The organism is Streptomyces sp. NPDC005648 (assembly GCF_040605395.1).
Classification (GTDB): Bacteria; Actinomycetota; Actinomycetes; order Streptomycetales; family Streptomycetaceae; genus Streptomyces.
In genome coordinates this window covers 66,736-84,989 of the sequence record NZ_JBEXCS010000023.1, presented here as the reverse complement: position 1 = coordinate 84,989, position 18,254 = coordinate 66,736, and the positions used below count along the sequence as shown (strand labels likewise).

Genomic DNA, 18,254 nt, shown 5'->3' with positions numbered 1-18,254 from the left:
TATAGCATTCAACTCTAACGAGGATCCCTGGACGAGGGCGGCGAAGATGACGGATCTGGTGGTGACGGCCGTCGGGCCCATCCGGCTGGTCGAGTTGAACCGGCCCGAGCAGCTGAACGCGATGAGCGACGAACTGCACACCGGCCTCGCGTCGCTGTGGGGCGACCTCGCCGCCGATCCGGAGGCACGCGTGATCGTCCTGACGGGGCGCGGCCGGGCGTTCAGCGCCGGCGGCAACCTCGACACCATGACCCGGGTCCAGCGCGACGCCGCCTTCCGGCAGCGACAGGTCGACGAGGCGCGCGGGATCATCACCGGACTGGTCCGCTGCCCGCTGCCCGTGATCGCGGCCGTCAACGGCCCCGCCGTGGGCCTCGGTTGCAGTCTCGCCCTGCTCAGCGACCTCGTGCTGATCGCCGACGACACCTATGTCGCCGACCCGCACGTCCAGGTCGGCCTCGTCGCGGGCGACGGCGGCGCGTACGTGCTGCCACTGCTCGTGGGCCTCACCCGGGCGAAGGAACTGCTCTTCCTGGGCGACCGGGTGAGCGCCGAGGACGCGGTCCGGCTGGGCATCGCCAACCGCGCCGTGCCCGGGGACAAGCTCATGGACGAGGCCATGGACCTGGCCGGACGGCTGGCGGCCCTGCCCGCACAGGCACTGCAGGAGACCAAGCGCGCCGTCAACCGGCATCTGGAGCAGGCCCTCGGCACGGTGATGGAGCCGGCCCTGCTCGCCGAGCGGGAGACCATGCACGGACCGGACCACATCGCCGCCGTCGAGCGGATCATCGCCGCGCGCGGCCGCCGCTGAACCGCAGAGGAGCACGGGATGGACTTCGCGTTCAGCGAGGAGCAGGAGGAACTCGGCCGCACGGTACGGGCGTTCCTCGCGGACACCTCGCCGGAGACCGAGGTACGGCGTCTGATGGAGACCCCCGAGGGCTTCGACCGGGCGCTGTGGCGCCGGATGGGCACGGAGCTGGGCCTGCAGGGGCTCGCCGTGCCCGAGGAGTACGGCGGTGCCGGGTGCGGGCCGGTCGAAGTGGGCGTGGTGATGGAGGAGACGGGCCGTGCGCTGCTGTGCGCGCCCTTCCTGTCCTCGGCCGTCCTGGCGACGACCGCGCTGCTGCGCTGCGCCGACGAGGAGGCCCGCAAGCGCCTGCTGCCGGGGCTGGCGGCGGGAGAGCTGGTCGCGACCCTGGCCCTGACCGAGGACTCGGCACGCTGGGACGCGGCGGGGATCGGGCTCACCGCCCGTGAGTCCGGCGGGAGTTGGCTGCTGACCGGGCACAAGACGTTCGTGCTCGACGGTGCGGCCGCCGACGTCGTGCTCACCGTGGCGCGCGCCGCCGACGGGATCGGCGTCTTCGTGGTGGACGGCGACGCGCCCGGTCTGACGCGCGCGCCGCTGCCCACCCTGGACCCGACCCGCCGGCAGGCCCGCCTGGAGTACCGCGAGGTACCCGCGACCCGGCTGCGGACGCACGGCGACGGCTGGGACCTGGTCGCCCAGGTCCTCGACCGGGCCGCCGTCCAACTCGCCGCCGAGCAGGTCGGGGTGGCGTCCCGCGCGCTCGACATGGCGGTGGGGTACGCCAAGGTCCGCCATCAGTTCGGGCGGGCGATCGGCTCCTTCCAGGCCGTCAAGCATCTGCTGGCCGACGTCCTCCTGGAGGTCGAGTCGGCGCGGGCCGCCGCGCACTACGCCCTGCTCGCCGCCGAGAACGACGCCCCGGACCTGCCCGCCGTGGCGAGCCTGGCCAAGGCGTTCTGCTCGGACGCGTGTGTGCAGGCGACGGCGCAGAACATCCAGGTCCACGGCGGTATCGGCTTCACCTGGGAACACCCGGCCCACCTCTATCTGAAGCGGGCCAAGACGTCACAGCTGCTGTTCGGCGATCCCGCGTACCATCGCGAACTGCTCGCACAGCGCATCGGCATGGAAGCGGGCGAGGGAGCGGCATGAAGGTCGACGGCAAGCTCAACGTGTGGAGCACCGCGGAGGTCGTGGAGGAGGCCCGCCATCACGAGAAGGCGGGCTACGACGGGCTGTGGGCCTCGGAGTCCAAACACGACCCGTTCCTGCCCCTGCTGCTGGCAGCCGAGCACACCGACCGGCTGGAGGTCGGCACCGCCATCGCGGTGGCCTTCGCCCGCTCCCCCATGCAACTGGCTTACACGGCACACGACTTGCAGACGTACTCGGGCGGGCGGTTCTCGCTCGGACTGGGCAGCCAGATCAAGCCGCACATCGAGCGACGCTTCGCGATGCCGTGGAGCCGGCCCGCCGCCCGTATGCGGGAGTATGTCAGCGCGCTGCGCGCCATCTGGGCCGCCTGGAACGAGGGCGAACGGCTCAACTTCCGGGGCGACTTCTACTCGCACACGCTGATGTCCCCGTTCTTCTCCCCGCCGCCCGCCACCGGCGGCGCGCCCAGGGTGTTCGTGGCCGCCGTCGGGGAGGCGATGACACGGGTCGCGGGCGAGGTGGCCGACGGCCTGCTGGCGCACGGCTTCACCACCGAGCGGTATCTACGCGAGGTCACCCTGCCGACCGTCGAGGCGGGCCTCGCGTCCTCGGGCCGCACCCGCGCCGACTTCTCCGTCTCCCATCTGCTGCTGACCGCGACCGGCGGCACGGAGGAGGAGATGGCCCGCGCCATCGACGGAACGCGTGCCCAGGTCGCCTTCTACGGCAGCACGCCCGCCTATCGCGGGGTCCTCGACCTGCACGGCTGGGGCGAACTCGGCGACGAGCTGCACGCGTTGTCGACGTCCCGGCGCGAGGACAAGTGGGAGGCGATGACCGGGCTCGTCGAGGACGAGGTCCTCCACACCTTCGCCGTGGTCGCGGAGCCGGACCGGGTGGCGGGCGAGATCAGGCGCCGCTACGGGGCGCTGGTGGACCGGGTGTCCTTCTACACCGCCTACGAGACCCGTGCCGAGGTGTGGGAGCCGATCGTGGCGGAGCTGCGCGAGAGCTGACCGTCAGCCGAGCAGGTCCAGGACCGTGGTCATGGACCTGCTCTGCAGCAGATAGTCCTCCGCCTCCTGCAGATGCAGGTGCCACAGCTCCTCGGCGGCCTCGGCGCGGCGCGCGGCCACCAGGTCCACGAGCGCGCCGTGGGCCCGGAAGCCCCGGCGGTTGGCGCGGATGTTCTCCGGGCTGCCGGCGTCGAGGTCGACGTGGGACCAGTTCGCCTGGTCGATGATGTGGCGGACCATGCCGTTGAGGACACCGAGCGTCTCGTTGCCCGCGAGTTCGACGACCAGGGCGTGGAACTCCATGTGGGCGCGGATGAAGGCCGACGGGTCGTCCATCAGCCCCTCGGCCTCGGCGACGGCGGCCCGCAGCCTGCGCAGGTCCTCGTCGGTGCGCCGCTCGGCCAGCAGCCCGGCGCACGGCGCCTCGATGACCGTACGGGCGTCGTACACGTCCTTGAGGGTCGTACCCCGGTACTCCAGCACCAGACCGGCGTAGCGGGCGGCCACGGTGCCCTCGGGGACCTGGACCCGCGCCCCGCCACGGGCGCCCCGGCGCACGTCGATGAGCGACTCCGACTCCAGCACTCGGAACGCCTCGCGCAGGGTGGGCCGGGAGACGGCGAACTCCTCCATCAGCGCCGTCTCGGACGGCAGCGCGTCCCCCTCCACCAGCTCACCGCGCACGATCATGCGGCGCAGCCGTGCCGCGACCAGTTCCGCCATCTTGGGGACCCGGACCTGGGCGCCGCCGATCCCGCCGCGTCTCCCGGTCTCACTCATCGCGGGGACCACCTCCGTCCGGCCGGCAGGCGCGCGGCGCGCCTCAACCCGGTGGCCCCATACTAGAACTAGATAACTATTTAAGCTAGGTAATCGAGTTCGTCCGAATGAGGTGATCGGCCAGCATCACCAACAGATCGCGGCCGACCGACCGTTCGCGCATGTCACCCATCATCAGCGGGACGTCGGGATCGAGGTCGAGCGCCTCGCGTACCTCCCGCTCACCGCGGTCCCGACGCCCGTGGAAACAGTTGACACCGACCACGAAGGGGATACGGCGGCTCTCGAAGAAGTCGATGGAGGCGAAGCTGGTCTCCAGTCTGCGGGTGTCGGCGAGGACGACGGCGCCCAGGGCGCCGTGCACCAGGTCGTTCCACATGAACCAGAAACGCTCCTGGCCCGGCGTGCCGAAGAGGTAGACCACCAGCCGGGGACTGACCATGATGCGGCCGAAGTCCATGGCCACGGTGGTGGTCGACTTGCGCTCGACACCCTCGACGTCGTCGACGCCGACGCTGGCCACGGTGAGGTACTCCTCGGTCCGCAGCGGCGCCACCTCGCTCACCGCGCCGACCAGGGTCGTCTTGCCGACGCCGAAGCCGCCGGCCACGAGGATCTTGACGGCGGCGGGAGCCGCGCCCAGGGTGCGTGGGGCGAGGTCAGAGTCTGCGGAGGCCATCCCTCACCGCCCGAAGTAGGTTCATGTCCATGGTGCTTCCTGCCGCGACTGCGAGCGGCGGACGGGTGGCGACCCTGCCGAGGGCCACCAGGTCGTCTATCAGGATCTTCGCCACCGAGATCGGCAGGTCCAGAGCGGAGGCGATCTCGGCCACCGCCGCCGGCGCGCGGCACTGCCGGAGGATGGCGCGGTGCTCGGGTTGCAGGCCGCGCGAGGACCGGCCGGGAACCTCCGGCTCGACGGTGGTCACGAGGGTGATCAGGGTGAGGTCGTCACGGGCGGGGGCGGTGCGGCCCTGCGTGATCGTGTAGGGCCGGACGGACTGGGTGTCCGCGTCGTCCGCCTCCATGCCGTCCGTCCAGTGGCTCACTCACGTACACCGCCCTCGACGCCCGGCAGGACGACACGGGCCTCCGTGCCGAGGCGTCGGCCCACCTGCTGCATGAGGGTGTGCATGGCCACGGCCATCAGCTCGGCGTCCACCTCCTGGGAGGCGACGACGGCCAGGTGCGTGCCCCGGCCCGCGGCGGAGATGAACAGCCACAGGTCGGCCAGCTCGACGATCACCTGGTGCACCGGCCCGCCGTCGAAGAGGGTCCCGACCCCGCGGGCCAGGCTCTGCTGGCCGGTGGCCACGGCGGCGAGGCGCTCCGCGTCGCCACGGGCGATGGTGCTGGACTGGCTCACCACCAGACCGTCGTCGGACAGCACGATGGCGTGCCGGGTGCCCGGGACCTGTTCGACCAGGCCGTCCAGCAGCCAGTCGAGATCCTGATGAGTGGCGGTCGTGCGCAGTGTCATGGTCAGTCTTCCGTCGGGAAACTTCTGCGGGTCGGCAAGGTGTCGGCGGGGTCGTGGGCCGGGGTGGGAGTCGTACTCCTGGCCATGCGGGACTGGCGTTGGAAGGCGCCGACGGTGGCGCCGGAACGGGCCGGCGCGGGCCGGGGGACGGTCTCCCGCTCGTCGGGTCGCGTCCGCGTGACCGCGCCCGGGTCGCGCAGCTCGTCGACGAGGCTGGCCTGGCGCACGCGTTTGGGCAGCGGTTGCACCGTTCCGGGAGCCTCGGTCCACGGCTGCGCGCCGACGGCGTCCGGTGCCGTGCGGGTCGGCGGCGGGCCGAACGGCTGGGAGGGCAGACGCCTGCGCGGTGCGCCGGCGGCCCCCGGTGCGCCACTCGTCTCCGGCCCACCGCGCACGCCAGAACCGCCGCCCGTGCCCGGCCCACCGCCTGTGTCCGGCCCACCACCCGTGCCCGGCCAACCGCCCGTGTCCGGTGCCCCCCTCGTGCCCGGTACGCCCGGAGCGCCCGGCCGCCGGCCTGCGGGATGAGCACGCGGCCCGTCCCGCAGGACGGCCGGGGCGGACGGTACGCCGTCCGCGACCGGCCGGTGCGCCCCCGGGTCCGGGCCCCGCGCCGGATCCAGTACGACTGCGGAGGCCGACGCGACCGGGACGGGCGCCGGCGGCCAGGAACCCACGGTCTCCTCCGCGGGCCCGGAGGCGTCGACGACGACCAGTTCGTCGGGGATGAGGACGACCACCCGGGTCCCGCCGAACGCCGAGGGCCGCAGCTCCACCTGGATGCCGAGGCCCTGCGCCAGCCGGGCGACGACGTACAGCCCGAGCCTGACGTCGTCGGCCCGGGACATCACGTCCATGCGGGGCGGGTCGGCCATCAGCCGGTTGACCGCCACGTACTGCCCGTCGTCCATGCCCACCCCGCGGTCCTCGATCTCCACCGCGAGACCGCGCCCCACCTGTGCGGCGTACACCTCCACCGGGGTCGGCGGCCGGGAGAACCCCACCGCGTTCTCCATGAGTTCGGCCAGCACGTGGATGACGAGACCGACGGCACGCTCGGACAGCCAGACCCGGCCCTGCACCTCGATCTGGATCCGCCGGTAGTCCTGCACCTCGCTCTGGGCGGAGCGCAGCACGTCCAGCACCAGCACCGGCTTGCGCCAGCGCCGTTGGGGCTGGCCGCCGCCGAGGATGACCAGGTTCTCCTCGTAGCGGCGCAGCCTCGCGGTGAGGTGGTCGAGGTCGAACAGGTCCTCCAGCACCTCGGGGTCCTCGTGCTTGCGCTCCAGTTCGCTGAGTTTCTTCATCTGCAGACCGATGAGCAGCTGGGTACGGCGGGCGATGCGCTGCAGCAGCTTCTCGAATCCGTGGAGCTGGCCCACCTGGGCCACCGTGGTGTCGAGGGCGGTGTGACGGGCGAGGTTGAGGGCCTGACCCAGCTGGCCGAGTTCGTCCCCGCTGTGCGGGATCGCCGGGAGTTCGGCGTCCGGGTCGACGACCTCGCCCCGGCGCATGCGGTCCACCACGTCGGGCAGCCTGCTCTGCAGGTCCAGGGCCGCGGTGCGCAGGGCGGAGATCCGGCGGCGCAGCACGCGGGTGAACAAGGCCGTGATCAGGGCGACCACGAACACGGCGACAGCGTTGCTGACGCTGGTGACGATCAGCCGGGTCTCCATGGACCGCAACTGCTTGTCCGTGGCGGCCGTCAGGGTCTTGGCGTAGGCGGCGTTGCGCTGCTGAAGCCCCGCGGTGACCTGCTGGACGCCGTCGCGCCAGGACCGGCCGAGCGACTTGGAGAACGGGTCCGAGTCCTTTCCGGAGGCGGACCCCGCGAGCACGGCCTGTTCGACGGCGGTCTTCTTCTTCCACGCGCCGCCCGCCATGAGTGCGCGGAACTGCCGCGCCTCGTCGGCCGAGAGCAGCGGCACGACCTTGTCGTCGAAGATGAACTGCTGGGCGCCGACCAAGGCGGAGAGCTGTCCCCGGTCGGTCCCGGAGAGCCTGCCGGTGACCGAGGCGCGGGTGAGCAGCGCGTCCTCGCGCGAGATCATCTCCATGCCCCAGTCCTCGTCGATGACCGGGCGGACGAGGTGGTCGATGCCGGGCAGACCGACGGTGCTGAGCGTGTTGAACACCTTCAGGTGCAGGGAGATCAGCCCCGTGTAGCGGTCGAAGGTCTGCTGCGGCGAGGACGTCCGCCCGTCCACGCCCGCGCGGTAGCCGGCCAGGCTCCGCAGGGCCCTGCCCAGGTCGACGACGTCGTGGCGGATGTCGGCCGGCGCGTTCCACCCGCTGCCGGGCAGCGCCTCGACGGCCTTGACGGCCGCGTCGGTGCGGGCCCGCTGTGCGCGCAGTCGCTGCTGGAACGCGGCGGGGTCGGCCAGGTCCGCCTCGCTGAGCCGGCGTTCCTCCTGCAGGGTGAAGAAGGCGCCCAGGACCGGCCGGGCGGCCTGGGTGGACACGTCGTTGCGGTCCTGCTGGCGCCGCCAGTCGGTGTAGAGCTGCGTGGAGTCGACCGCCCACAGCGCCACCAGGGTCACGATGGGGACCAGGGCCAGGACGAGCAGAACGGTACGCAGCGCCGGCTGCCGTCCGGCTCCGGGTTCCCGCCTCTCGCCCTGTCTCTTCGACGCTCGCGCATGCACTGCCACTTCGGATCCTCAGCGATGCTCACAGGGGCGGGCCACCCCGTCGGTGCCCGCGCGATGCGGGTGATGCTATCGCCGGAAACCGCTAACTAAATACACTGAGAGCAATCAGTGTTTAAATTATGATGAGGTGGTGGCCAACCTGTGGCGGTCGTCCTGTGCGGACGGGGACGGCCGGTTCTCGGGTATGAAGTACGGCAGCGTGATCTCGTCGGTGAGGACTCGGAAGTCCACGCGGACGCGCAGCCCGATGACGACCTCCTCGGGATCGCCCGCGTCCACGTGCGCCAGCAGGGCGGCCCCGTCGTCGAGGTCGATGACGGCCAGCGCGTAGGGGGTGTCGAAGCCGGGGCCCGGGGCCCGGTGCACGACGGTCACCGAGTAGACGGTTCCCCGGCCCGCGCTGGGCGCGTACCGCCAGTCGCGCGCCATGCAGCCGGGACAGGCGGGTTCGGGGACGAAGAAGCGCAGACCGCAGGCCGGGCAGTGCGGGACGACCAGTTCGCCGCGTCGGGCCGCCTCCCAGAACGGCCGGGACAGCTGTGTGGGGACGGGTACGGGCCGGCTCATCGCATTCTCCCCAGCACGCTCATCTCGTAGTGTTGCGCCCCCGAACCCGCGTTGCCGACGACCGCCAGCTCCGCGCCCTCGACCTGATGCACGGCCGTGCCGCGCAACTGCCGTACCGCTTCGACGACTTTGAGGGTCATCTGCTGGGTGCCGTTCCAGGCGTACGCGAGACAGCCGCCGTCCGGGTTGACCGGGTGCTTGCCGCCGACGGCGATGGCGCCGCTCGCGGCCAGCGGACCGCCCTCGCCCTCGCCGCACAGCCCGAGGATCTCCAACTGACGGATGATCTCGAAGGAGTTGGGGTCGTAGAGGGAGAACACGTCCACGTCGTGCGGGCCGATGCCGGCCATCGCGTAGGCGCGCTCGGCGGCCTCCCGCCCGAGCCCGCCGACCTCCCGGTACAGCGCCGGGTTGGCGTACGCGGCCTGGTGGTACTGCATCCCGCCGCCGAGGACGGCGACGGGCGGGTGCGGCAGGTCCCGGGCGCGCTCGGCGGTGGTCACGACGAGCGCCGCGCCGCCCTCGCCCACGATGCAGCAGTCCAGCAGATGGAAGGGCGTGGCCACCATGCGGGAGGCGAGCACGTCGTCGGCGGTGTACGGGCCGCGCCCGTACATCATCGCCTCCGGGTTGGTGGTGCCGTTGTTGCGGATGGTGGCGGCGACCTCCGCGAGCTGGCGGGAGGTCGTGCCGTACTCGTGCATGTGCCGGGCTGCCACCAGGGCGAACTGGGCGACGACATAGCTGCCCCACACGTCCGCGAACTCCAGCGCCACCCCGGCTCCGACGGGGCCCGTGCCCCGCGAGACCAGCTTGCAGCCGCCGACGACGACGGTGTCGGCGAACCCCGCCCGTACGGCCGCCGCCGCCTTCAGCAGGCCGCGCGAGCCCGCGTTGTCGAGCATCGAGTCGCTGGTCCAGCGCAGGTCCCGGCCGAGCATGCGCGCCCAGGAGCTGCCCTCGCCCGGCACCCCGCCGGGGCCGGGCCAGTCGACCTGGGCGCCGTCGACGTCCGAGGGCGCCAGTCCGGCGTCCGCGACCGCGCCGCTCACCGCTTCGAGCGCGAGGTCCATGGCGTCCCGGTCCGGGAGGGACAGCGCCTGCTCGGTGGCATACACCCCGACGACGACCGGCAGACGGCGGTCCGCGGGGTTCACCTTCCCGCGCCGAGCGTGTCGCCGCCGGGGTAACCGCCCCCGCCGAAGCGCTCGTCGAGCGCCTCGTAGTCCTTCGCGAAGTCCTTCGTGCGAGGCAGCGCGTCCACGAACTCGACCGTCTTGGGCTTCTTGTACGAGGCGATCCGCGCCCGGCAGTGCTCGATCACGTCCTCCGCGGTGACCGGCCCGGCGTCGGCGTGCAGCACCACGACGGCCTTGACGTCCTGCGCCCAGCGCTCGTTGGGCACGCCGATCACGGCCGCCTCCTTCACCGCCGGATGGGACTCGATGCAGTTCTCCACCTCGGCCGGGAAGATGTTCTCGGCGGCCGACTTCAGCATGCGGGTGGTCGTGCCGAGGAAGCTGATCGTGCCGTCGGCCTCACGGCGCCCGAGGTCGGTGGTGTGCCACCAGCCGGAGCGGAAGCGCTCCTCGTTGATCTCGGGCCGGTTCCAGTAGCCGAGGTGCACGAGGTCCCCGCGGACGCAGATCTCACCGGCCACTCCGACCGCGCATTCCTGCCCACCGCTGTCGAGTATGCGTACGGCGGTGAAGGGGCCGGGGCGTCCCGCGTTGCCGGTGCCCGTGCCGCCGTAGGCGCCCGTGACGGCGAAGCCGGTCACCTCGGTCTGTCCGTAACCGCGGCCCTCGCCGCCGCCGTTGCGGGTGAAGCGGCTGGTGTCGGTGGGCACGGTGCCCTGCCACAGAGGGGCGGCGACGCTCGCCTTCAGGTGGGAGAGGTCGTGTCCGGCCTCGCGGTTCAGTGCGACGAGCTGCGCGATGGTCGGCGGCATCAGGTAGGCGTGGGTGCACCGCTCCGCCGCCAGCAGCGGCAGCAGCTCCTCGGCGACGACCCGGCGCACGATGACGTTCTTGCCGCCGTGGACGAAGGCGGGGACGCCCCAGAACTGGTAGTTGCCGATGTGGAACATCGGGCCGGCGCCCAGGAAGGCGGTCTCGGTGCCGATGTCCCCCATCCACGCCGAACTCACGCCCATGGCGAGGAGGTTGCGGTGCGAGAGCATCGATCCGGACTGCCGTCCGGAGATAGCCGCCGTGTAGATGACCAGCAGCGCGGAGTCGGGGTCGATGTCGGCGGCCGGGTCCTCGGGCGAACCGGCGGCCAGGAAGGATTCGTAGGAATCGGGGCCCTCGGTGTCGTGCCGCAGCCACAACGCCCGGTGGTCGGTGCCCAGTTCGGCCCGGGCTTTGGCGACGGTGTCGCCGATCTCCTCGTCCTGCCAGACCACGACCTTGGGGTCGAAGTCCTCGACGGCGAAGGCCATTTCGGGGGCGGCCCAGCGCCAGTACCCGGGGCAGACCATGGCGCCGGTCTTCGCGGCGGCGCCGAGCAGCTCCCAGATGCGGAAGGAGTTCTGGCCCAGCCACAGGACGCGGTCGCCGGGGCCGACTCCCGCCTCGGTGAGGGCGTTGGCCAGGCGGTTGGTGCGCTCGTCGAGCTGCGGCCAGGTCAGCCGGGTGTCGCCGTCGACGAGGGCGACGCCGTCGGGGTAGGACCTGCGGTGCTCGCGGATGAGGTCGCCGAACGTCAGGCGGCGGGCGGGATTCACGGTGGTTCGCTCCTGTGGGATCTCGTCAGACGCGGCCGACGCCGACGCCCTTGACGTGGATGAACTCCTCCAGTCCGGCCCTGCCGCCCTCCCGGCCGAACCCGCTGAGGCCGACGCCCCCGAAGGGCGTGGCCGGTGAGGTGATCGGGTTCGGGCCGGGGTTGACGTACACCGTGCCGGCCTTCAGGCGCGGTATCAGGCGGTTCACGCGGCCGATGTCACGGGACTGGACGTAGGCGGACAGGCCGTACTCGGTGTCGTTGGCGAGGGCGACGGCCTCGTCCTCGGTGTCGAACGGAGTGAGGGCGAGAACGGGGCCGAAGATCTCCCGCTGGGCGAGGTCGCTGCGGTTGTCGACGTCGGCGAAGACGGTCGGTGTCACGAACCAGCCGTCGGCGTCGATGCGTTCACCGCCGTACACCAGCCGTCCCGCGCCGTCCTTCTCCGCCTTGTCGATCACGCCCTGGACGCGGTCGCGGGCGGCTTCGTCGATCAGGGGCCCGATGTAGGTCGCCGGGTCGAGCGGGTCGCCCACGGGGAGGTGGGCGACGACCCCGGTGACCCGGGCGACCACCTCGTCGTAGATCGGTCGCTCCACCAGCAGGCGGGTGGGCAGTGCGCAGCCCTGGCCGGTGTTGCTCATGGCGAAGGCCGCGCAGTACGGCACGACGGTGTCGAGGTCGGTGTCGGCGAAGAGCAGGTTGGCGGACTTGCCGCCGAGTTCGAACAGGACGGGCTTGAGGCTGACCGCCGCGTCGGCCATGATGCGGCGCGCGGTCGCGGGACCGCCGGTGAAGGAGATCTTGTCCACACCGGGGTGGGTGACCAGGGCCGATCCCGCGTCACCGAGGCCGGTGACGACGTTGATCACACCGTCGGGGATGCCCGCCTCGCGGGCCAGGTCCGCGAAGAGCAGCGCGGAGAACGGGGTGGACTCGGCCGGTTTGATCACCACGGTGTTGCCGGCGGCGAGCGAGGGCGGGATCTTCATCGCCAGGGACAGCGCGGGAGAGTTCCAGGTGATGATGTGGCCGATCACGCCGTACGGCTCGGCGAGGGTGTACTCGACGTTCTCGTGCGGGCTGTGGCCCGCGCCGACCATGCCCTCGATCTTGTCGGCCCAGCCGGCGTAGTACTCGGTCCACTCGGCGATGTGCGTTCCGACGTTCTCGGCCCAGCCGCCGACGCACACGCCGTTCTCCAGCGGGCTGATCGCCGCGAAGTCGGGGATGTGGTCGCGGATCAGCTGGGCGAAGCGGGTGAGCAGCCGCCGCCGCTCGGCCGGCCGCATGGACCCCCAGACCTCGAAGGCCTGGCGGGCGGCGGCCACCGCCCGGTCCACCTCAGCGGGCCCGGCGAGCGGGACGAGCGCCTGGACCAGTCCGGTGGCGGGGTCGACATGCTCGTACAGCCCCCCGCTGGTGTCATGCAGGTCCTTGCCGCCGATGACGAGCCGGGGGTGCGGCAGGTCCCGCTCGGCCCGTTCCTGGTGCAGTTTCACGTCGACCGTGACCACGATGCCTCCTGGGTCCGCCACGCCCACTTCGTACCGCTTAAATAGATAACCTATTTAGCCGAACCAATCAATAAACAGCGCAGTTCTCGCGAGGCTCACAGTCCCAGCGACCGGCCGACGATCTCCTGCATGATCTCCGAGGTGCCGCCGAACACCCGCTGGACGCGGCTGTCCCGCCAGATGCGGGCGATCTCGTACTCGTTGATGTAGCCGTAGCCTCCGAAGAGCTGCATGCAGCGGTCGATGACCTCCCAGCCGGTCTCCGTGGTCCAGTACTTGGCCGCGGCGGCCTCCTCGGCCGTCAGCTCGCCCTGGACCAGCGCCATGATGCAGCCGTCGAGGAAGACCCTGGCCACGCCGAGCTTGGCCTTGATGTCGGCGAGCGCGAACCTGTTCGCCTGGAACTGCCCGATGGGCCGGCCGAAGGCGGTGCGGTCCTTGGCGTACTCCAGCGCGAAGCCGAAGGCCCGCTCGGCGGAGGCGAGCGCGGCCACCGCGATGGCGAGCCGCTCGGTGGGGAGGTTGCCCATCATGTGGTAGAAACCGCGCCCCTCCTGACCGAGGAGGTTCTCGGCGGGCACGCGCACCTCGCGGAAGAAGAGTTCGGCGGTGTCCTGGGCCTTCATGCCGACCTTGTCGAGCTTGCGTCCGCGCTCGAAGCCCTCGGCACCGCGTTCCACGACGAGCAGGCTGATCCCCTTGTGCCCGGCCTCGGGATCGGTCTTGCAGGCGACGACGACCAGGTCGGCCAGGATTCCGTTGGTGATGAAGGTCTTCGAGCCGTCGATCACCCACTCGTCGCCGTCGCGGCGGGCGGTGGTGCGGATGCCCTTGAGGTCGGATCCGGCGGCGGGCTCGGACAGCGCGAGCGCGCAGATCGTCTCGCCCGCGATCACTCCGGGGAGCCAACGGGCCTTCTGTTCCGGGGTGGTGAGGTTCATGAGGTAGGGCGGGAGAACGTCGTTCTGCAGGCCGAGCCCGATGCCGACCGCGCCGGTGGCGGCCATCTCCTCCGCCATGATGGCGTTGTACCGGAAGTCCCGGATGCCCTGCCCGCCGTACTCCTCCGGGAACTCCCAGCCGATGAGCCCGGCCTTGCCCGCCGCCGCCCACGCGGCCCGGCCGACCTGCCCCTCACGCTCCCACTCCTCGGTGTGCGGGACGCATTCCCGCAGGTAGTAGGAGCGGGCGGTCTCCCGGAACAGCTCGTGCTCCTCGGTGAAGATCGTACGGCGCATGCTCGGCTCCACTCCCGCATCTCACGTGCTCGGCATCTCGCTTATTCAGCTGAAGTAGTTATACGATAGCGCTGTTTCAGGACCTGGGCGAGGGAGGGCGCGTGAGCGTACGGGACAAGGTGGCGCTCGTCACCGGGGCGGGGCGGGGCATCGGCGAGGCGATCGCCGACACACTGGCCGCCCACGGCGCCTCGGTCGCCGTCTGCGACGTGGACGCCCAGGCAGCGGCCAAGGTCGCGGCCGGGCTCACGGAGCGGCACGGGGTGGCCGCCGCGGGGGTCGGCGCCGACATCTCCGACAGCGCGGCCGTGCGTGCGGCGGTGCGGCGGGTGACGTCCGAACTCGGCCCGGTGGACGTGCTGGTCAACAACGCGGCCGTCGATGTCATCGGCCGGTTCGTCGACAGCGACGAGGAGACCTGGGACCGGATCATCGCCGTCAACCTGCGCGGGACGATCACTGTGACCCGGGCGGTGCTCGACTCGATGATCGAGCGCGGCGGCGGCCGGATCGTGCACATCGCCTCGGACGCCGGCCGGGTCGGCTCCTCGGGTGAGGTCGTGTACTCCGCGACGAAGGGCGGGGTCATCGCCTTCGGCAAGGCCCTCGCCCGCGAGGTCGCGCGGCACGCCGTCACCGTGAACACCGTCTGTCCCGGGCCGACCGACACCGCGCTGCTCGGCCAGGTCGCCGACTACAGCCAGAAGATGTACGACGCGACCGTACGGGCGATCCCGCTGCGCCGCGTCGCCCGGCCCGCCGAGATCGCCGGTGTGGTGGCCTTCCTCGCCTCCGACGACGCCGCCTACATGACCGGGCAGACGCTCTCGGTCAGCGGCGGCCTGACGATGGTCTGAGGTGAGCACCGTGCTGCGTGTCGAACTCCGCGACCGGATCGCCGTGTTGACCCTCGACCGGCCGGAACGGCTCAACGCGATCGGCTCCGAGACCGTGGACCGGCTCACCCGCGCGCTCGACGGCATACGCGACAACGACGACGTACGCGCCCTGGTCGTGGCCGGAGCGGGCCGGGCCTTCTCGGCCGGCGCCGACCTGGGCGAGATCGAGGCGTGCACCTCCCCCGGGCAGTTCCGGGCCTTCGTGGGGCGGCTGACGACGGTGTACGCGCTGCTGGAGGACTTCCCCAAGCCTTCGGTGGCGGCGGTGCACGGCTTCGCCTTCGGCGGCGGCCTGGAACTGGCGCTCGCCTGCGATCTGCGGGTGGCGGAACGGGGTGCGAGGCTCGGCCTGCCCGAGATGAAGCTGGGCGTCCTGCCGGGAGCGGGCGGTACGCAACGGCTTCCGCGCCTTCTGCCGCCCGCGATCGCCAGACAGATGATCCTCACCGGCGAGCCGATCGAGGCCGAACGCGCCTGGCAGCTCGGGCTGGTCAACGAACTGGCCGAACCCGGCGGAGCACTCGCCGCCGCCGAGGAACTGGCCGGCGCCCTGACGGCCGGGGCCCCGCTCGCCCTCGCCGCGGGCAAGCGGCTGATCGGCCACGGGCTCGGCATGGACCTGGAGACGGCGATCGCCTACGAGAGGGAGACCGTCGCGGTGCTGTTCGCCACCGAGGACCGGGCCGAGGGACTCAAGGCCTTCCGCGAGCGCCGCCCGGGCGAGTTCCGCGGCGTGTAGGCGTCTCTACGTAACTGGAGGTGGGCCGTGCGGCCACTGGAAGGCATATCCGTCGTCGAGCTGGGCATGTGGGTGGCCGCCCCGGCGGCGGCCACCATGCTCGCGGACTGGGGTGCGGACGTCGTCAAGGTGGAGGCGCCGACCGGCGACCCCAACCGGTACACGCTCCGGCACGTCGGCCAGGACATCGACAGCGCGCCCCCGTTCGAGACCGACAACCGCGGCAAGCGCGGGATCGTCCTCGACCTGCGCTCCCAGGACGGCAAGGACGTACTGGAGCGGCTGCTGGAACGCGCCGACGTGTTCGTCACGAACCTCCGCCCGGGCGCGCTGGAGCGGCTGGGGCTGGACCCGGACGAGCTGCGGGAGCGTCACCCCCGGCTGGTCGTCGGCACGCTGACCGGCTACGGCTGGACGGGTGCCGAGCGCGACCGCGCCGGATACGACGTCTCCGCCTTCTGGGCGCGGCCCGGCATCGCCGGCATGCTCAACCCGGCCGGGGAGCCGCCGCCCGGTATCCGCCCCGGGCTCGGCGACCGCACGGCCGCCGCCAACCTGGTGGCCGGGGTGCTGGCCGCGCTGCTCCGGCGCGAACGCACCGGGGAGGGCGGCGTCGTCGACGTGTCCCTGCTGCGCTCCGGGACGTACGCCAACGGCAACGACCTCGCCCTGCAGAACTTCTTCGGAAAGCGCGGCCGTACCCGTCACCGCACCGAGCACGAGTCCCCGCTCTACAACAGCTACCGGGCCGCGGACGACCGCTGGTTCTGGCTGGTCGGCCTGGAGGGCAACCGGCACTGGCCGGGCGTCGTCAAGGCGCTCGGCCGCGAGGACCTCGCGGACGACGAGCGGTTCGCGACCGGTAAGGCCCGGCGCGGCCACGTCCGCGAGCTGATCGCCGTGTTCGACGAGGAGTTCGCCAAACGGCCGCTGGACGAGTGGGCGGCACGGTTCGACGCAGAGGGCGTGTGGTGGGCCCCCGTGCAGACCCTGGCGGAGGTGTCCGCCGATCCACAGGCGGAGGCCGTGGGCGCGTTCGTCGAACAGCCCGGGATGGGCGACGCGCCGCCGCTGAGGACCGTGGCGACCCCGGTGCGCTTCTGGGGCGTGGACGAGAAGCCGCGGACCGGCGCGCCGACGCTCGGCGAGCACACCGACGACATCCTGCGCGAACTCAACTGACCTGACACATCTGCTGCTTTGGAGGTACGGCGTGGGCATCCTCGACGACAAGGTCGCCATCGTGACCGGCGGTGGCCGGGGCCTGGGCCGGGCGCACTGTCTGGCGCTCGCCGAGGCCGGTGCGACCGTGGTCGTGAACGATCTCGGCTCGGGCGTACACGGCGAGCGCACCGGGGACTCCCCCGCCGACGACGTGGTGGCGGAGATCACCAAGCTCGGTGGCCGGGCCGTCGCCAACCACGCGTCGGTCACCGACTGGGCGGCCACCGAGACGATGGTGGCGGACACGGTCGCCGAGTTCGGCCGCCTGGACGTCGTCGTCAACAACGCGGGCATCGTGCGGGACCGCATGCTGTTCTCGATGAGCGAGGCCGAGTTCGACTCGGTGATCGCGGTCCATCTCAAGGGCACCTTCGCACTCACCCGGCACGCGTGCGCGTACTGGCGCGAGGCCGCCAAGCGCGGTGAGCGCGTCACCGGGCGCGTCATCAACACGACGTCCGGGACAGGCCTGTTCGGCAACCAGGGCCAGTCCAACTACGGTGCCGCGAAAGCCGGAATCGCCGGGCTCACCGTCCTGACCGCCCTGGAGATGAGCAAGTACGGCGTCACCGCCAACGCCATCTCGCCGATCGCGGCCACCCGGATGACGGACGGGCTGGCCGTCGGCGAGAACCTCCGGGCCACCGGCGACTTCGATCCGCGCGATCCCGCCAACGCCTCGGGAGTCGTCGTCTACCTCGCCTCCGACAGCGCGGCCTGGCTGACCGGCCAGGTCCTGCGGATCGAGGGCAACCGACTGAACCGGCTGCAGGGCTGGACTGTCGCCGCGGTCCACCCGAGCGAGTCAGGACAGGCCCTCACCTACGACGAACTCGTGGACGCCGTACCGCGGTTGTACGGCGTCGCACCGACAGGCCGGGCCACCGGAGTCGGCCAGTGAAGGGCCATGACGCCGCCGCGCTCGTCCTGCGGGGCACGCTCGGCCCGATGCTCTTCGCCCACGGCTGGAACAAGGTCACGGGGCCGGGCGGCCTCAAGGGCACGACGGGCTGGTTCGAGGCGCTCGGCCTCAGACCGGCCGAGGTGCACGCGCGGATGGCGGCCGGGACCGAGATGGCGGCCGGGATCGGCATCACCCTGGGTGCGGCCAACCCCCTCCCCGCGGCCGCCGCGGTCGGCCTGATGGCCGTGGCCGCGCGCACCGACCACCGGGGCAAGGGCTTCTTCGTCTTCAAGGGCGGCTGGGAGTACGTCGGTGTGGTGGGCGGCGCGGCCGTCGCGCTGGCGGGACTGGGCCACGGCAGGTACTCCCTCGACGGGCTGCTGCGCCGGCAACGCGCGGGCGTGGGGCCCGCGTTGCTGGCGGCGGGACTCGGTACGGCGAGCGCGGCGGCACTGCTGGCCGTGTGCTACCGGCCCGAGCGCACGCCGGACGCGGCCCCGCCGGACGAGACACAAACGGATCACTAGGTTGAGTAAGGGA

Annotated in this window: 18 protein-coding genes; 8 read left to right on the top strand and 10 right to left on the bottom strand. The window is 71.9% G+C overall.

All coding sequences use genetic code 11. The features are described 5' to 3' along the window. The first annotated feature begins 46 nt into the window (after positions 1–46). From ABZT17_RS16325 to ABZT17_RS16315, 3 genes are read left to right on the top strand one after another with little or no spacing between them, the layout of a single operon-like run. A complete protein-coding gene (locus ABZT17_RS16325; RefSeq protein ID WP_356349027.1) occupies positions 47–814 on the top strand; it encodes an enoyl-CoA hydratase/isomerase family protein in 768 nt (255 codons plus the stop codon). A gap of 18 nt (positions 815–832) precedes the next feature. Further along, on the top strand, positions 833–1,969 hold the full coding sequence (locus ABZT17_RS16320; RefSeq protein ID WP_356349025.1) for an acyl-CoA dehydrogenase family protein: 1,137 nt from the start codon (positions 833–835) through the stop codon (positions 1,967–1,969). Further along, positions 1,966–2,988: an LLM class F420-dependent oxidoreductase gene (locus ABZT17_RS16315; RefSeq protein WP_356349023.1), complete on the top strand. Its 1,023-nt coding sequence runs from the start codon at positions 1,966–1,968 to the stop codon at positions 2,986–2,988. Before ABZT17_RS16320 ends, ABZT17_RS16315 begins: the two co-directional genes overlap by 4 nt. A 3-nt stretch (positions 2,989–2,991) precedes the next feature. Here the strand turns inward: ABZT17_RS16315 and ABZT17_RS16310 are convergent, their stop codons facing one another. The 10 genes from ABZT17_RS16310 to ABZT17_RS16265 form a co-directional block, all read right to left on the bottom strand. After that, on the bottom strand, positions 2,992–3,768 hold the full coding sequence (locus ABZT17_RS16310; RefSeq protein WP_356349019.1) for an FCD domain-containing protein: 777 nt from the start codon (positions 3,766–3,768) through the stop codon (positions 2,992–2,994). Between the two features lie 85 nt (positions 3,769–3,853). Continuing rightward, positions 3,854–4,447 (bottom strand): ATP/GTP-binding protein, encoded by a 594-nt coding sequence (locus ABZT17_RS16305; protein WP_356349016.1) that lies wholly within the window; start codon positions 4,445–4,447, stop codon positions 3,854–3,856. After that, complete coding sequence (locus ABZT17_RS16300; RefSeq protein ID WP_356349086.1) at positions 4,428–4,796, bottom strand: DUF742 domain-containing protein; 369 nt, start codon at positions 4,794–4,796, stop codon at positions 4,428–4,430. Before ABZT17_RS16300 ends, ABZT17_RS16305 begins: the two co-directional genes overlap by 20 nt. Before the next feature lie 17 nt (positions 4,797–4,813). After that, the gene (locus tag ABZT17_RS16295; RefSeq protein WP_356349014.1) at positions 4,814–5,248 is read right to left on the bottom strand and encodes a roadblock/LC7 domain-containing protein; all 435 of its coding nucleotides are present in this window, start codon (positions 5,246–5,248) and stop codon (positions 4,814–4,816) included. Between the two features lie 2 nt (positions 5,249–5,250). Further along, positions 5,251–7,899 (bottom strand): nitrate- and nitrite sensing domain-containing protein, encoded by a 2,649-nt coding sequence (locus tag ABZT17_RS16290; RefSeq protein ID WP_356349011.1) that lies wholly within the window; start codon positions 7,897–7,899, stop codon positions 5,251–5,253. A gap of 117 nt (positions 7,900–8,016) precedes the next feature. Next, positions 8,017–8,466: an OB-fold domain-containing protein gene (locus ABZT17_RS16285; protein ID WP_356349009.1), complete on the bottom strand. Its 450-nt coding sequence runs from the start codon at positions 8,464–8,466 to the stop codon at positions 8,017–8,019. Beyond that, positions 8,463–9,623: a thiolase family protein gene (locus ABZT17_RS16280; RefSeq protein ID WP_356349006.1), complete on the bottom strand. Its 1,161-nt coding sequence runs from the start codon at positions 9,621–9,623 to the stop codon at positions 8,463–8,465. Before ABZT17_RS16280 ends, ABZT17_RS16285 begins: the two co-directional genes overlap by 4 nt. Next, positions 9,620–11,194 (bottom strand): AMP-binding protein, encoded by a 1,575-nt coding sequence (locus ABZT17_RS16275; RefSeq protein WP_356349004.1) that lies wholly within the window; start codon positions 11,192–11,194, stop codon positions 9,620–9,622. Before ABZT17_RS16275 ends, ABZT17_RS16280 begins: the two co-directional genes overlap by 4 nt. A gap of 25 nt (positions 11,195–11,219) precedes the next feature. Then, entirely contained in the window at positions 11,220–12,731 is a 1,512-nt protein-coding gene (locus tag ABZT17_RS16270; RefSeq protein ID WP_356349002.1) for an aldehyde dehydrogenase family protein, read from the bottom strand. 74 nt (positions 12,732–12,805) lie between these two features. Continuing rightward, the gene (locus ABZT17_RS16265; RefSeq protein WP_356349000.1) at positions 12,806–13,948 is read right to left on the bottom strand and encodes an acyl-CoA dehydrogenase family protein; all 1,143 of its coding nucleotides are present in this window, start codon (positions 13,946–13,948) and stop codon (positions 12,806–12,808) included. 101 nt (positions 13,949–14,049) lie between these two features. Between ABZT17_RS16265 and ABZT17_RS16260 the strand changes: the two genes are divergently transcribed. From ABZT17_RS16260 to ABZT17_RS16240, 5 genes are read left to right on the top strand one after another with little or no spacing between them, the layout of a single operon-like run. Further along, on the top strand, positions 14,050–14,805 hold the full coding sequence (locus tag ABZT17_RS16260; protein ID WP_356348998.1) for a glucose 1-dehydrogenase: 756 nt from the start codon (positions 14,050–14,052) through the stop codon (positions 14,803–14,805). Between the two features lies 1 nt (position 14,806). Continuing rightward, positions 14,807–15,586, top strand: a complete 780-nt coding sequence (locus ABZT17_RS16255) for an enoyl-CoA hydratase/isomerase family protein (protein ID WP_356348996.1) — start codon at positions 14,807–14,809, stop codon at positions 15,584–15,586. Positions 15,587–15,613: 27 nt separating this feature from the next. Next, positions 15,614–16,768: a CoA transferase gene (locus ABZT17_RS16250; protein ID WP_356348994.1), complete on the top strand. Its 1,155-nt coding sequence runs from the start codon at positions 15,614–15,616 to the stop codon at positions 16,766–16,768. 31 nt (positions 16,769–16,799) lie between these two features. After that, on the top strand, positions 16,800–17,711 hold the full coding sequence (locus ABZT17_RS16245) for an SDR family NAD(P)-dependent oxidoreductase (RefSeq protein WP_356348991.1): 912 nt from the start codon (positions 16,800–16,802) through the stop codon (positions 17,709–17,711). After that, a complete protein-coding gene (locus tag ABZT17_RS16240; protein ID WP_356348989.1) occupies positions 17,708–18,241 on the top strand; it encodes a DoxX family protein in 534 nt (177 codons plus the stop codon). The genes ABZT17_RS16245 and ABZT17_RS16240 overlap by 4 nt, the downstream gene beginning before the upstream one ends. Positions 18,242–18,254: the final 13 nt, after the last annotated feature.

What these genes read in the sequence shown, in the direction of transcription:
- ABZT17_RS16285 (WP_356349009.1), bottom strand. Translation starts at nt 8,466, where the DNA reads ATGAGCCGGCCCGTACCCGTCCCCACACAGCTGTCCCGGCCGTTCTGG.
- ABZT17_RS16305 (WP_356349016.1), bottom strand. Translation starts at nt 4,447, where the DNA reads ATGGCCTCCGCAGACTCTGACCTCGCCCCACGCACCCTGGGCGCGGCT.
- ABZT17_RS16320 (WP_356349025.1), top strand. Translation starts at nt 833, where the DNA reads ATGGACTTCGCGTTCAGCGAGGAGCAGGAGGAACTCGGCCGCACGGTA.
- ABZT17_RS16265 (WP_356349000.1), bottom strand. Translation starts at nt 13,948, where the DNA reads ATGCGCCGTACGATCTTCACCGAGGAGCACGAGCTGTTCCGGGAGACC.
- ABZT17_RS16310 (WP_356349019.1), bottom strand. Translation starts at nt 3,768, where the DNA reads ATGAGTGAGACCGGGAGACGCGGCGGGATCGGCGGCGCCCAGGTCCGG.
- ABZT17_RS16315 (WP_356349023.1), top strand. Translation starts at nt 1,966, where the DNA reads ATGAAGGTCGACGGCAAGCTCAACGTGTGGAGCACCGCGGAGGTCGTG.
- ABZT17_RS16325 (WP_356349027.1), top strand. Translation starts at nt 47, where the DNA reads ATGACGGATCTGGTGGTGACGGCCGTCGGGCCCATCCGGCTGGTCGAG.
- ABZT17_RS16295 (WP_356349014.1), bottom strand. Translation starts at nt 5,248, where the DNA reads ATGACACTGCGCACGACCGCCACTCATCAGGATCTCGACTGGCTGCTG.
- ABZT17_RS16300 (WP_356349086.1), bottom strand. Translation starts at nt 4,796, where the DNA reads ATGGAGGCGGACGACGCGGACACCCAGTCCGTCCGGCCCTACACGATC.